The 14377-nt window shown below is 48.2% G+C and carries 15 protein-coding genes; 2 read left to right on the top strand and 13 right to left on the bottom strand.

Annotated features, from left to right (window positions below; all coding sequences use genetic code 11):
• Window position 1 precedes the first annotated feature (1 nt).
• Both F569_RS17850 and F569_RS17845 read right to left on the bottom strand, forming a co-directional pair.
• The gene (locus F569_RS17850; protein ID WP_084169005.1) at window positions 2-832 is read right to left on the bottom strand and encodes a C40 family peptidase; all 831 of its coding nucleotides are present in this window, start codon (window positions 830-832) and stop codon (window positions 2-4) included.
• A complete protein-coding gene (locus F569_RS17845) occupies window positions 832-1212 on the bottom strand; it encodes a MarR family transcriptional regulator (protein ID WP_233353661.1) in 381 nt (126 codons plus the stop codon). The genes F569_RS17850 and F569_RS17845 overlap by 1 nt, the downstream gene beginning before the upstream one ends.
• A gap of 183 nt (window positions 1213-1395) precedes the next feature.
• Between F569_RS17845 and F569_RS0111850 the strand changes: the two genes are divergently transcribed.
• Window positions 1396-2490, top strand: coding sequence for a hypothetical protein (locus F569_RS0111850; protein WP_026942374.1), 1095 nt, complete (start codon window positions 1396-1398; stop codon window positions 2488-2490).
• Here F569_RS0111850 and F569_RS0111845 read toward each other — a convergent pair.
• Complete coding sequence (locus F569_RS0111845; protein ID WP_026942373.1) at window positions 2467-3879, bottom strand: leucyl aminopeptidase family protein; 1413 nt, start codon at window positions 3877-3879, stop codon at window positions 2467-2469. The genes F569_RS0111850 and F569_RS0111845 overlap by 24 nt on opposite strands.
• A 142-nt stretch (window positions 3880-4021) precedes the next feature.
• On the opposite strand from F569_RS0111845, the gene F569_RS19070 reads away from it, so the two are divergent.
• Window positions 4022-5290, top strand: a complete 1269-nt coding sequence (locus tag F569_RS19070; protein WP_051279838.1) for a tetratricopeptide repeat protein — start codon at window positions 4022-4024, stop codon at window positions 5288-5290.
• 84 nt (window positions 5291-5374) lie between these two features.
• Here the strand turns inward: F569_RS19070 and F569_RS0111835 are convergent, their stop codons facing one another.
• From F569_RS0111835 to F569_RS0111795, 10 genes are all read right to left on the bottom strand, one after another.
• Window positions 5375-6337, bottom strand: coding sequence for a type II secretion system F family protein (locus F569_RS0111835; protein WP_026942372.1), 963 nt, complete (start codon window positions 6335-6337; stop codon window positions 5375-5377).
• Between the two features lie 10 nt (window positions 6338-6347).
• Window positions 6348-7331, bottom strand: coding sequence for a type II secretion system F family protein (locus F569_RS0111830; protein WP_026942371.1), 984 nt, complete (start codon window positions 7329-7331; stop codon window positions 6348-6350).
• Window positions 7332-7334: 3 nt separating this feature from the next.
• Complete coding sequence (locus F569_RS0111825) at window positions 7335-8744, bottom strand: CpaF family protein (RefSeq protein WP_026942370.1); 1410 nt, start codon at window positions 8742-8744, stop codon at window positions 7335-7337.
• Between the two features lie 6 nt (window positions 8745-8750).
• Window positions 8751-10349 carry an AAA family ATPase gene (locus tag F569_RS17835; RefSeq protein ID WP_162143778.1) on the bottom strand — a complete coding sequence of 533 codons (1599 nt, stop codon included), beginning with the start codon at window positions 10347-10349 and terminating at the stop codon, window positions 8751-8753.
• 36 nt (window positions 10350-10385) lie between these two features.
• Window positions 10386-11060, bottom strand: a complete 675-nt coding sequence (locus F569_RS19065; protein WP_051279836.1) for a CpaD family pilus assembly protein — start codon at window positions 11058-11060, stop codon at window positions 10386-10388.
• Between the two features lie 10 nt (window positions 11061-11070).
• Complete coding sequence (locus F569_RS17825; protein ID WP_034388786.1) at window positions 11071-12549, bottom strand: type II and III secretion system protein family protein; 1479 nt, start codon at window positions 12547-12549, stop codon at window positions 11071-11073.
• Between the two features lies 1 nt (window position 12550).
• The gene (locus tag F569_RS19975) at window positions 12551-12817 is read right to left on the bottom strand and encodes an RcpC/CpaB family pilus assembly protein (RefSeq protein ID WP_267879452.1); all 267 of its coding nucleotides are present in this window, start codon (window positions 12815-12817) and stop codon (window positions 12551-12553) included.
• Window positions 12818-12836: 19 nt separating this feature from the next.
• Complete coding sequence (gene cpaB, locus F569_RS17820) at window positions 12837-13394, bottom strand: Flp pilus assembly protein CpaB (protein WP_051279834.1); 558 nt, start codon at window positions 13392-13394, stop codon at window positions 12837-12839.
• Window positions 13395-13503: 109 nt separating this feature from the next.
• Complete coding sequence (locus tag F569_RS0111800; RefSeq protein WP_026942369.1) at window positions 13504-14010, bottom strand: A24 family peptidase; 507 nt, start codon at window positions 14008-14010, stop codon at window positions 13504-13506.
• A 132-nt stretch (window positions 14011-14142) separates the two neighbouring features.
• A complete protein-coding gene (locus F569_RS0111795) occupies window positions 14143-14331 on the bottom strand; it encodes a Flp family type IVb pilin (RefSeq protein WP_026942368.1) in 189 nt (62 codons plus the stop codon).
• Window positions 14332-14377: the final 46 nt, after the last annotated feature.

Genomic DNA, 14377 nt, shown 5'->3' with positions numbered 1-14377 from the left:
GCTATAACCGCTTAATGGCGGTCATCGGCCCTCCTCCACGTTCCATTATTCTACGAGCTGCCTCACGTAGAGGCTCTGTGGAAACGCACATATGATAAGCATTAGCATGAAGTAGGCGCCCCGACGTTTGCATAATACCAACATGGCCTTTCCAAAAAATCAAATCACCACGCTTTAAGCCGCGCTGACTAATATGCAAATGATGTCCGAGCGTTGCTTCCATCATATCTGTATCCCGTAAGGCGTCACGCCCCGTCGCACGAAGGGCGGATAAAACTAAACCTGAGCAGTCAAGACCATCCGTACTGATACCACCCCACACATAAGGTAATCCCAAATGCGCCTCAGCCACTTCGACATAATCTGAAATTGAGTAGGGCTTAGTTATCGCTCTCACGTGATTTTGGTGAATATATCCCCCCGCCCCAATTTGAAGAAAGTCAGCCTGCTCTTCCTGTGCCTTCACATGCGCGCCCAGAGGCAAGGATTGCACAATATGACTTTTTATATCCGGCGCTGTAAACATTGGAGCTTTCAGAGCTGTCACAATATGGGTGGCTCTAACCTTGGCCTCCTCTAAAAAACGCGATGGCACAAAACCTACATAACCCTTTTCTTTTGAACCTTTTAAGGGGGATTTAGCCTGCCCCCATACCCAACCTTTCTTGACCTCATAAACGTCAAAGTGATGCCCATAGAGCAGCTGCGTATCTTGACCAGAGTGCTTAGAGGCTTTGCTGTGAAGCGGAGCGATTGGCACCGTTACCGTTCGCGTGGACAGATGCGGGCCTTTTTGGCGCGGAATATATAAACGAGGATCCGAACGCTGCACTATGCCGCGACGCGCGACACGTCACCTAAGTGAATTTCAGATTGGATAATATCTGCGAAACGCTGAAGAAATAGAATACCTGCCGACGTGCGTGTCACGATAATTGACCGTTTGTCAGACGGGTCAGGCGCACGAGCGACAAACCCATATTTACTTAACGTATCCAAAGCTCTCGAAATAACGGCCTTAGTCACATTTAACTTTTCCGAAAGCGATTTAACCGTATGGCTTGTGCTTTCCAAGTAAACCGACATGAGTATTGCGAGCTGCCGTGTTGATAAGTCTGGGCCCTGGGCAATGACAGTTTCCAGTGTCACGCGATGCCACAATGAGAGCGCGTCACTACGCTTCATACGGGCTGTGTTGGCTGACGCAGACATAAAACCTGTTATTTTCCCTCAAAACAAATCACTGATGTCACTTGACTCGCATAACCAGGATTCTTGGGTCAAGCGGCAATTCGCGGTGTGTTTCTTGCATCGTCCTAAGTGATTCAAACACAAGCAAATTTTTAATGTTTTTGGGTTAGGCTTATTTAGAAATTCAGGGCTTTAAAGGCTGGCATGCAGCAAGCAGATACACAAAAATGGGCACAAATGCCTCTAACACGTTTAAACGCCGTAAGAACGATCATCGTTCTTTTGATCGCGATTGGCTACGCTTCAACCATGTCTCCTCTGGATGACCAATATGAAGTCTTGAGGCATTTGGGCTATGACCCCAGTTGGTTTGGCCTTCAAATCCTATTCTGTCTTTCAGGTTATTTAGCTGTACGCAGTCTAACCCGGCACGGGTCATCTATACGTTATTTGATGTCTCGTATCTTACGTAACGGGCCTTTACTGGCCGCTTTTACCTTGGCGACTGTTACCGTCATATATCCTATTTTTTGCCGCACTGACGCCCCTCTTGCAGAAGAAGTCGTTAAGCTGACACGTTATTTCTTTCTGACAGTTTTATGCATAGACCCTGGCGCGAGGCTTCCGGGTTTGTTGGATGATGCCAAATATATGTGCCTCATACAGGGAGCCATTTGGACATTCCGCTGGGGCGCTCTTGCGCATATATCTATGGCTCTCGGATGGCGCCTTGGTATTCTAAAGTCCAAGCATATACTTTTGATTTTAGCGGTTCTCGGGACTGTTTTTTATGGTGTGGCGGGCTATTTCGCCGCCAAGAACGGCTTCGAAGCAGTTTTCCCGGCCTTTGCAGGTCTTCGCCTAACCTATGCTTTCCTTGCAGGGGCTGCACTTTATGGATGGCAGGATAAACTTCCAAGTACAGCCACAGGAAAGAGCGCGGTGCTTATGATGCTTTTAAGCTTGGCGCTAGTTCAATATTTCGTATTGCCTTGGACACCAGGGATTGAAATTACCGGCACTCTGTTATGGACCTATCTTGCAATTGTTATCATCCAGACACCAATGCGGGTTACAGCCTGGATGAATAATTGGCCCAATATCGTCCTCGGGCTTTATTTGGCCAATTGGCCAACATCGCAACTTCTTATCTTAATGTATCCGGAGCTTCACGGATGGCCGCTTATTGGATGCTGTATCGCGATAACAACACTCATTGCGATAGCGACCCATGCGGCTATTTCAGGCCATATAAACCGCTGGGCCGCGACAGCCTTAAGACGAGAAGTCGCCATTTAGACCGCCGGCTTTCAGCCAATGATACAGCCCCCGTAACGCAAACATATCACCGCCTTTGGGATGTCCAGGATAGGACGTGGGGCACCAACCATAAACGTCAAAATGCATCCAAGGACGACCTTTAACAAAGCGCTCCAAAAATAGCGCCGCTGTGACCGCGCCCGCAAAACCTCCGCCTGAATTTTTCATATCAGCTATGGGTGAGCTGAGCATGGAATTATAAGGCTGCCAGAGCGGCATATGCCAAATGGGATCATATTGTTGTTTGGAGTGTGCAAGCACATCTGTAACTGGGGCCTCACGGTTACTAAAGAAAGGCGGCAATGTTGGCCCTAAAGCCACACGCGCTGCCCCTGTCAAGGTCGCAAAGTCCATCATTAAAACTGGCTCTGATTCAGCTGCTTTGGTAAGAGCATCTCCCAAAACCAAACGGCCTTCCGCGTCTGTATTATCGATTTCAACCGTGAGGCCTTCGCGCGATGTCAAAATATCGCCCGGACGGTAAGCTCCAGCTGAAATGGCGTTCTCAGCTATAGAGACCAAGCAGTGTAAACGGATTGGCAAATTATTCGCCATAATCATTTTCGCCAAAGCCAAAGCATGAGCAGCCCCGCCCATGTCTTTTTTCATAATGCGTGCTCCCGAGGCACTTTTTATATTGAGGCCGCCTGTATCAAAGGTAATCCCCTTACCGATGAGGGCGAGGCGCGGGTAATCTTTATCACCCCACTCAAACTCGACCAAGCGAGGCGCTTCATGGGCAGCCCGACCGACAGCATGAATCATCGGCAGATTTTCTTTTAAAAGGTCCTCTCCCATCGTCACTGTCAGATCGGCACCATATTCTGAGGCCAAATCCGCCGCCTCTTGATGGAGGGCCACGGGGCCCATATCGCCTGCAGGTGTGTTTATGAGGTCACGGCATAGATGCGTGGCCTCAGACAAGGCGCGAGTCTCAATCAGCCTGTCCGTGTCATGAATAACAAGCGTTGGAAATTCCGTCTTTGAAGGCAGGTAAGTTTCAAACTTATAAGCCCCGACTCCCCAAGCGACATCCGCTAAATTGATATTCCAATCCCGAGGAAGGCTAGCATATTTGTAATATCCTGCAGGTAAGCCGCTTGATAATCCTCCGGCGCGCATTGGCCCTAGGACATCTGTTTCGACAGACCCGGCTCCATAAAGGACACATTCAATTTCACCCTTAGAGTTAGGTAACTGCAATTTCTGGCCAGACTCGCCAGTAAATTGCCGTGCTTCGGCAAAAGCTTGCTGCGCGGCAGAGAAGCCCAACTTCAACTCAGGCCAAGATTCGGGCCTTACGACGTGGATATCTTTGACGACAGCACTTGCTGTGACATCATCTTGGGTCGCAAAAATAGCTGACATTGGGGCTCCGCATCTTGAATTTGCTAACGTCTCGTTAACTGTCTGTGTTTACGTTTGTTAACGAAATCTTATCACGGCGCAACCGTGGTTTTCCTATGGAGACTCTATGTTTTTGAGATCTACTTTATGTTCTAGCTTACTTATGGCAGTATCTGCTTTCACTTTAGCAGGTTGCGCGATTGCGCCGGGCTATACGGATGCCGAGCAGGAAATGACGGAAACACTGCAAGGTTCTAACTTTCAGCCAGCCTCCCGCGAAATGCGTGATAATATAGAAACGCAGGAACTCTTTGCCCAAGCCGCCTTCTGGTCTCGCGAATATGAACTTAATCCGGGAGATCTTGAGAGCGCAATTAAGCTGTCTGCAGCTGTTAGAAAACTTGGCAATCCGCAGCGCGCAATCGAAATAGCGCAAACAACTCGGGCCCTTTATCCGCGCGACCCTTATCTGACAGCGGAATTTGCTGCGGGCCTTATAGCGGCTGAGCGCGCACAAGAAGCAATGAAACCCTTAGATGATGCTTTAAGAACTGCCCCAGGATACGCCCGACTCTGGTCCCTCAAAGGCGCTGCGCTTGACCAGCAAGAAGATTATGACCTTGCCAGAAAACACTATGCAAAAGCCCTGCAAATTACTCCGTATGATCCAAATGTTATGGCCAATGTCGGGCTTAGCTTTGCGCTCTCCGGTGACCCTGTTACCGCAGAAGGGTGGTTACGCCGCGCTGTGGCTATTCCGGGCGCCAGTCAATCTGTTCGGCAAAATCTGGCGCTTATTTTACAGCTTCAAGGCAAAGACGATGAAGCTAAACGTTATGCAGGGCGGAAGGCGACTCCGAGTTTACGCCCCGCGCCCCAAACCTCACATGCGCAGCAATCAGGCGCCTATAAATCCGGCATCGGAGCTTATGAAAAACAGGCAAATGCAGCGCCTCAAGGTTACCCCGCAGCGCAAAGCTACCAACCGCGCCGGTCAACGCCAAGTCAGCAACAGCTTTCAGGTATACCAAGTTCCGAGCGAGGGACTCGCAAACAAACATATGGCGCGGGCCAATATCCTAGCCGCTCGTTAAATGCGACAGCCTCCGTTGGCGGGCAAAACCCTGCGAGAAACAGCTCTCCCATGACAGCATCTGATGCCGCCCGCCTCGCCGCGCAACAATCCAAACGCGGCAAAGTCGTCATGCCGCTTCAAGACACATCCCAACCCACATTAGAGCAACGTTCCGTTCTGGAGCAAATATCGCGCGGGCTAGGCCCAAAAGCCAGCGGGCCACAACTTGCAGGCGCCGCGCCAACCGCGCCGCAAGCCTATCAAGCTCAACCGCCTCAAAATTATCTTCCGACACAACAGCAATATTACGGACAGATACAAGATCAAGGACGCGCGCCTAACAGACGCCGCAGATAAAACGTCTCTCTTATACATATAAAAAAGCCTCTGCGTTGAAACAGAGGCTTTTTTTATGATTATAACTTCATCAGATGGCTAATTCTAACTGAGGGCACCCATGAGGCGCATCGAAGCTGGCGTTAGAATTACAATAAAGAGAACCGGCAAGAAGAATAAAATCATCGGAACCGTCAACTTAGCAGGAAGAGAGGCTGCCTTTTTCTCCGCTGCCATAACCCGCATTTGACGGTTTTCATTCGCCATTGTCCGCAAAGTATCTCCGAGCGGCGTACCATAACGTTCGGCTTGAATGAGCGCCGTTGCAACTGAGCGCATACCTACATGGTTATTTCGCCGCGCGAAGTTTTCATAAGCCATCCGGCGACTACTCAAGAAAGACAATTCAGCCGTTGTTAGGGAAAATTCTTCTGCGAGCTCTACTGAGTTCTCAGCCATTTCTTCCGCAACTTTGTTGAAAGCAAGTTCGACAGACATACCAGATTCCACACAAATCAATAATAAGTCGAGCGCGTCGGGAAAAACGGGTACAATCGACGCCAACCGTTTACCCGCAGCATTTTTTACAAAAATCGCAGGAAGATAATATCCAAATAAGGTCAAAGCCACTGTCATGGCTATTCGCTGCAACATTTGCCAGCCAGATATATTGAGGCCCACAAATAAAATCAGGCCTATGAGTAATCCCGCAATAGGTAAGGCGAGTCTGAAAATATAAAAAGTATATACGGGTTTTTGTCCTCGCATGCCCGCTTGGGCGAGCTTGTCTTTAAGGTCGGACGCTTCCAAAAGCCTTTCAAGGCTCAGCTTATCAACCATATCCTTGATATAGCCTTTACTCTCCGTACGGAGGCCCGCTTTTTTATTTAATTGCTCCATGCGGCTATTGCGCAATCCTTCACGTGCGCTCGCCACGGAGTCCATACGTTTCTTGAGCTTATCGCCTTCAAGCATTGGAGCAAAGATTGTGTAAAGCGTTGCAACAACAAGACAAGCGACTACAAGGTAAGCTGCGTTTTGGAACATTGCGACTGATTCAGCACCCATAGCGGCCTCCCTAGAACTTAAAGTTAATCATTTTGCGCATCATGACTGTGCCTAGTACCATCATGCCCGCCCCGATCATCAGGTTTCTGTGACCTGTCGGCGTTGTATAAAGCTCTTCCATATAATCGGGCGCAATAACTGTCACGAGACCCCCAACGAATATTGGCAGAGCACCAATAATAATGGCTGACATTTTAGCTTCCGCTGAGAGCGCTTTAATTTTCTCACGGAGTAATTTACGGCCACGCAGAACAGAGGCAAGGTTGGCGAGACTTTCGCCCAAGTTACCACCTGTCGTCTTTTGAATATTCAAAACTGTTGAAAAGAAGTTCACCTCAGAAATCGGCATGCGCTCGTACATTTGCTCTAGACAAACTTCCAAAGGCACACCAACGGACTCGCCCTCAACGACGCGGCGGAATTCCGCCCCCAAAGGGTCAGGGCTTTCATGGGCAATAATTTTCAGGCAGTCGCCTAATGGCAAACCAGTTCTGACGCCGCGAACAATAATATCCATCGCATCCGCGAAATGAGAAGTGAATTTTTTCTGACGGCGGTTAATGGCGCTATTCAAGAAAAAACGCGGCATCCCGAAGCCTAGGCCCACAGCCAACCCCAAACAAAAAAGCGGCTTCATCCCGAGCACAAAAGGAACAGCGCCCGCTATCACCGCAATAATAAGTGACATGACCATAAATGTTTGAGGCTTCATTGACCAGTCCGCCTGGATTAGGCGCGCCGGAAGAGCTTTGGCTTTTTTCTTTTTTGTCTTTTGACGCTCTTCAATTTTTCCAAGCGTTTCTTCAATCTGTTTTCGGCGATTACCGCCATCTTCAGATTTGAGTTTTGATAAAAATCCCGCTTTGCCAGATTGCTGGCCTGAAAGCTGCTTGATACGAGCATCGCCTTTCGAAGACCCATTATCCAACAACAAAAACCCAAGGCAGAATATACCGGCGGCGGCGGCGAGTGCTATGAGAGTGTTTGGCTCCATAGTTTAACTACCAGCAGCTTCCAAGGCTTCGGCTAGCTCTTTTTCGAGGTTGAAGTAACGCGCACGATCCCAGAATACTGGACGCGCAATACCCGTAGACTTGTGCTCGCCAATAATATTGCCCTGAGCATCTTCACCGTCCATTTCATAGGTTAGCAAATCTTGCGTTACGATGACTTCACCTTCCATACCGATAACTTCGGTAATATGTGTAATCCGGCGGGAGCCATCGCGAAGACGGGCCGCTTGCACAATAATATCGACAGAACCCGTTATCATTTCGCGAATTGTTTTGGCGGGCAATGAGAAGCCGCCCATTGTGATCATGGATTCAATACGTGAGAGTGCTTCGCGAGGCGAGTTAGCATGGAGTGTTCCCATCGAACCATCATGGCCCGTATTCATAGCTTGCAACAAGTCAAAGGCTTCGGGTCCACGTACCTCACCCACGATAATCCGTTCAGGACGCATCCGCAGACAGTTTTTCACCAAATCCGTCATGGTGACCTTACCCTTGCCTTCAAGGTTTGGCGGACGTGTTTCGAGGCGTACAACATGTGGCTGCTGGAGCTGCAATTCAGCCGAGTCTTCGCAGGTGATTATGCGCTCATCGGGATGAATAAAGCTGGTCAAACAATTCAGAAGAGTGGTCTTACCCGAACCCGTACCGCCAGAAATGATAATGTTACATTGGCAAGCACCAATAATTTCGAGAACACGTGCACCAGCGGGAGAGATAGATTTGAAATTTACCAAATCACCTAACCTCAGTGAGTCCTTTTTAAACTTACGAATAGTAAGCGCGGGGCCATCAATCGCAAGCGGCGGCCCAATAACGTTGACCCGTGAGCCATCTAGCAGACGCGCGTCACAAATAGGACTGGCTTCATCGACACGGCGGCCTACTTGAGACACGATGCGCTGACAAATATTCATCAGCTGTGTATTGTCTCGAAAACGAATATTCGTTTTCTGCATCTTACCACCTGTTTCAATAAAGACATGCTTGGCGCCGTTGACCATAATATCGGCAATGTCATCGCGAGCGAGAAGAGGCTCCAATGGACCATAGCCAAGAATATCATCGCAAATTTCAGTGATTAATTGATTTTGCTCTGCAACGGAAAGACGTACATTCCGAATAGCGATAATTTCATCGACAATTGTACGAATTTCTTCGCGCGCTTTATCGGGCTGCATACCTGCGAGCGCAGTAACATCAATTGTCTCAAAAAGCGCGTTAAAGATCGTCGCCTTTGTCTCATAATATTCCTCAGAAGGCGCTCCACGATTAGCATTGCCACTTTGAGGCACGGGAGCCGCCGTGGGCTCGACCTTTTTAACAATTTCTTTTTCAACTGATGGCGGGGCCTTTAGGGCTGCACTACTAGTCTCTGCGCGCTTACCAAACATGAGCGTTTACGCTCCTTTTTTCTTAAAGGAAAAGAGTGACTTACCTTCTTTTTTACCGGCACCGTCAGCTTTTGATTTTGAGAGCTTGCCCAATAAAGAGCCTCCTTTTGCCACTCCGCCAGAAGGGCCTGAGTTAAAATTGCCAGTCTTCAACCTTTGAGCAATGTAGTCGATACCATTGACAAGCTGTGCAGCTGATTTGACTTCTGTAAGCATTTTACCATCATTGGACGCTTCAAAATAAATTTCAGGTTCGAACCCCAGAACAAGCGCAGGTTCAAGGCCTACGGCAGACGCAAAGTCTTTCACTGAAATCTCAGATCCTTTTGTCATGCCTGTTTTGTTCAGGATAAGGATAGGCTCCGCATCATTAGGACGTTGCGCCCTCAGAAAATCAACGAGGTTTTTCGTATTGCGTAAGTTCGCAAGGTCCGGCGTGGCCGTAATCACAACATCGTCGCAATTAATGAGAACATTCGTCGTCCAATCGCACCAATAATGAGGCATGTCTAATATTGTAAGAGGGCTGATAGACCGCACGCCATTGACAACAGCTTCATAAGCTTCAGGCGTCATGACCGCTTTTTGATTCAAAGATCCTGCCGTCGGTAAAATAGATAGCTTAGGTGTGTGGCGGATCATAATCCGATCCAATAATGTCTCATCCAAGCGGTCCGGTTCCGCCAAAGCTTCTTCAAGGCCTTGGCTTGCATCATAGGCAAAGTCCAAGCCTGTCGTTCCCCATGAGCAATCAAGGTCGACTAAAGCTGTTTCCTGCTGAATACGTTCAGACAGGCTCCAAGCAATATTATGAGCCAGTGTGGAGGAGCCTACGCCGCCTTTTGCACCAAAAAAGGCCGCAACACGTCCAATAAATGGCTTATCAGGATCCGCATAAAGCTCTCCCATAGACCTAATAAGACTAATAGGATGAAATGGCGGTACGATATAGTCGCTAACGCCTTTATCCATAAGCTGACGATAGAGGCGAATATCATTTGCGGCGCCTATAATCACGACTTTTGTCCCAGCATCACAGACTGATGCCAATTCCTCTAATTGTGAGAAAAGCTCAGTCCCGCGCATACCTGATTCGACTAAAATCAAGCTAGGCGTGTTTTCCTTGTGATAAAATTCAATAGCAGACGATAGACCACCCATATAGATTTTCATATTCGTACGCTTCATCCGCCAATCGCGCGAAGACTCATTTATGACCCCTGCCGTTTCTTGGCGATCACAAAAGGCATGAATAGAAATTTGGGGTAACGCTTTATCACCACCCTCGCGGTTTAGTTCCTCCAAAGGCTGCACAACCGCCGAAGCCATAGGCTGAGCATGCATTTGTGGCTGCGTATGCATATGAGGCTGTCCGTGCATGTTCGCTTGTGGCATCATCTGTTGTTGCGGCATCGGCGGCGCAGGCTGCATTTGCGGCATAGGCTGCGGCGACATAGTCTGACGCGGCATGTGTTGGTTTGGCATAGGCTGCGGCGACGCCATCGGCATAGGCGGATTGGCCGGCATTGGAGCCCGCGTTGGATTAGGTAACGGTACAGGAGCGCCGGGTGTCGGGCTCGTCATCTGCTTTGGGGTCTGTTTCATGGCATTCATCCGGTTGGGTCCGTCACTCGATAGGGCTTAATCTTCTACAGAAACTTGTTGTCTGTCAGGTTGTGCAGAAGCAGGGTTTTCGCCCTTAATATATTTATCATATACAGTCTGACGCCTCTGAGAGTCAGGAATAGTCATGGCATAAGGCTCTAATAGTTGGCGAGGGTCGCCAATCATTGCGGCCAAGTTTGCCGTGTGGAAACATCCAAAATTATCATAAGGCTGATTTGCAAATGTATCAGTCATATCGCCTAAATGGCGACAGTCTTGCGGAATCGTTTTAAGTGTCCGGTAAGATACGACAACTGGCGCAGGGCTACCATAAGCAGCTTGATATTGTCCTGTCTGAACAGCTGCGCCTCCCAAACCTATAGCTGATAAGTTTTGGCGTATGAGAGCTTGTGCTTGCTGCGAACCAAGTCCAGCCTGTGCTGAACTCGGAACGTTGATGTAAAGCGGCCCGTTACCCCCATGTCCATAAGCTTGTAGAAATTGACTTACAGCAGCTTGATCGCGCGCGGAGAGCTCGAGACCATTTGGCCGTGTATACAGCTCTAGGCGTTCTATAGACTCTGCGACCTGTACCTTATTTTTGAAGATACTTGGAGGCGTCGAAGTTGAAGGTGTCGAACACGCGCTGACCGCGCTCACAAGTAACGTTAAGCCGACTGATCTGACAAGATGTCTCTTATATTTCATCATCAGGCTCTCCTTAATCTACCACGTGACCAAAAGGTCCACTGAGTGAGTCAGCGCTGATTTTCGGCTTACCGTTGGCAGCGTAGATTTTATTCATTTTACCAAGCAAAAGATTATCCAAATCACTCGCAGGCACATAACCATCAAGTGGCGTTTGTAATTTATCAGGGTGCGTTGGATCCACGAGATAAGGCGTGACCATCACAACAAGCTCGGTTTGCGTATTTAAATCATCTCTGTTTCTAAACAGCGCCCCAAAGCCGGGTATATCTTTTGCGCCTGGGATACCGTCTGATGATTGGCGGCTTTCTTCACGAATAAGGCCTGCAATCACAAGACTTCCTCCTGCAGGAAGCTCAACAACTGTATTTGCGCGGCGAATTCTTAAACCAAGGATATCAGAGGATAAGCCGCCCGTTTCAAAAGCCCCCTCAGTAGTAGGTTCTGAGACCTCAGTTGAAATATTAAGTGAAATTCTCCCTTCGCTTAGAACCACTGGCGTAAAGCCAAGCGCCACACCGTAAGGTTTGAATTCAAATTCACGCTGAAGTCGGCCATTTTCATCCACGAAAACACCCGTAAGGAGGGGAAATTCTCCCCCAGAAAGGAAATTTGCTGTTTCGCCTGAAATAGCTGTGAGCGTTGGTTCTGCAAGCGTGCGTATAAGACCAACCCGCTCTAAAGCTTGCAATCCAGCTCCCAGAGAACTTAGATTACCGCCGCCTGTATTGTTCCAGTTAAATGAGCCATCTAGCCCAGCCCCCGTATTTAAAGCTGAGTTACTGATAAGAGACACTGTTGAATCGCCTAATTGCCCAATTGCATTTAGGTTTATACCCATCTGTTTAGTCACTGACCGCTGCATTTCAACAATACGCACTTTCAGTAAAACCTGATCTTTACCCTCTACAGACATCAGATTGACAATCTCACCCTCTGCGCCGCCAGCGGTATTTTCATCAAGCCACATCATCGCGAGCTTTTCGACTCGGTTTGCCATGGAGGCATTCTGAACGGATCCTGTTAAGAGGATATTATTATTAACAGCTTGCACATCAACTTGCGCATCTGAAACATGTTGCGATATCAATGATGTAAGACCATTAATGTCGCGTTCGACGCGAATGTCTAAGCTCAGAAGCTCTTGACCGTCATGTCCGTAAAAATAAGCATTCGTCTGACCAGGCTGCTTACCAATAAGGACCGCGCGGTGAGATGTGTGAATAACAGACTCAACAATATCCGGATTTGAAACGATCACGTCCATCATGTCTTGGGGCAATTCAATGACTGTTGACTTGGAATATGGCAACACAATCGAGCGACTTTTAGAGCTTTGGCCCGGAGACTGTATATTCACATTCCCAGCGGAGGCTGATTGGATATGCGAATAAGAACGTGTTCCAGCGTCTGCTGTGTATATTGTGGACGCCGCGAGGCCAAATGTTACAGCCGTTCCTAATGCCAGCGTCATGAGTGTCTTGCTTGACATATTAGTTTCCTCTGATCGCAACTTGTTGAGGCTGTCCGCCCCGATAAACGGTCAACATCGACTGTGTATCTGTTTCTTCTTTGTCAAAAGTTGCCGTAGTCGGCGCCACAGCACGGCTATTTCTAATACCGCGCAATGTGAGTGTAAGGTCACCCTTTGCCACAGCTTGCTGTAAAAGCTCTGCATCACCTTGAGACATTTCGAACGTCGCAGTAGAACCAATTTTTGTAGCGCCACTCTCTGCTGAAGTCGAAAATGTTTGGTCAATCGCTAGAACGTGTACGTTTTCAAAAATAGTATCGGAAAATATAGACGCGCTGATTTCCAGTCTGATTTGTATTATTCAGATTACGCTGAACAGCTTGTGTCAATATGAGGTCCACGCGATCGCCAGGCTGAATAAATCCACCTGCAGCTGTGTCCACCGAAATTCTAGTTGTTACAGCGCGCATTCCTGGCTTTAAAAGCGCTGCCATAACACCTGACTCGCCCGATTTGACGAGCTTACCCTCATTGATTGGTTCTCCGACAACAATAGGGGATCGCACAATAGAGTTCAGGAGTTCAGCATCTGCATTGGGGCGTAAATCGTTAGATATAAATGCTGGGCTGACGGCTTCTGCAGGCCATTGTTTCCATTCAAAGGCCGCTTCACTCAAACGAGACCCAAGGGGAAGATTTTGTGCGGCGACAAGCACTTTTACATATTCAACTTTTTGTATAATTGGGGCCGCTGCTTTGACAGGGGCAACAGGCGGAGGAGTGCCAAGCTTTTTAGCTTGGGTAAAAACCACAACAGCCGCCAATCCAAGGCCTGCAATAAGTATAAGTCTCTTGGTATCCATTATCCCTCACTCGGCCTTATGTCCCACAATATTAGGGACTGATTTGATAAAGCATGGTTAATATTTAGGTACTGCATGCAAAAAAAGTGTTAACGCCTGATGATAATTCTTAAAATCCGACGGATCTGAGGAAGATATCGCTTTTCGGAAGCGTCAAAAGGGCACCGCCGGCTAAAGCCAGGCCGTAAGGCATTTTTTTCTCGTCCCGGAATAAGTGATGAGCCCACTGTGCTGTCAAAAGTCTTTCAGGTATGTATTTACGGCCAAAGACTAGTAAAAGCGCCAAAATACCGCCTAAAAACGTTGTATATATAACGTATATCGCGGCATCATCCCACTGCCACCAAAGGGCTGTCGCCGCCATCAGCTTTGCATCACCGCCGCCAAGCCAACCAAAGGCAAACATGGCAAAACCTACAGCAAAAAATGTCAGTCCCACAAGAAGGTGTTGAGACAGCACGCCCCAACCCGCCCATATGAAGGGCGTCACAATGATGAAACCAGCAATCACAGCCAAGCTGATCCAGTTTGGTATTGTCATGGATGTTGCGTCTTTTGCCGCAGCGGTCAACATGGTGCCCGCAAAGACCACAACGATGAAAAAAGTTAGCAACATAAGGGGTGAGCTCCGGTAAATTTAAGGCGTTTTACCAAGCTATGGTTAATGTTGGGTTTCACTTTATAAATTCAGGCAAAAAAAAGCCGCGTCCAAAAACGCGGCTCAATCTTATAATTTGCCTAAAACAAATTACTCACCAGTGTTTACAGTCTCACCTGAGATCGCTGATGAAACAGCAGTGAACTTATCGTCAAGGCCAGTACCGATAGCGCGTGCGCCAGCGATAAGAGCGACTGAGATAAGAGCTGCAATCAGGCCATATTCAATGGCTGTTGCACCGGATTCGTCTTTAATAAAACGAGTAACTAAATTTTGCATAACTGACTCCCACGTATGCTAGTCTAAATTTGAGGATTATTCCTCG

The organism is Hellea balneolensis DSM 19091 (assembly GCF_000428525.1).
Lineage (GTDB): Bacteria > Pseudomonadota > Alphaproteobacteria > Caulobacterales > Maricaulaceae > Hellea > Hellea balneolensis.
Note: the sequence above shows the minus strand (reverse complement) of the source record. Positions and strands in the feature narration are given on the sequence as shown.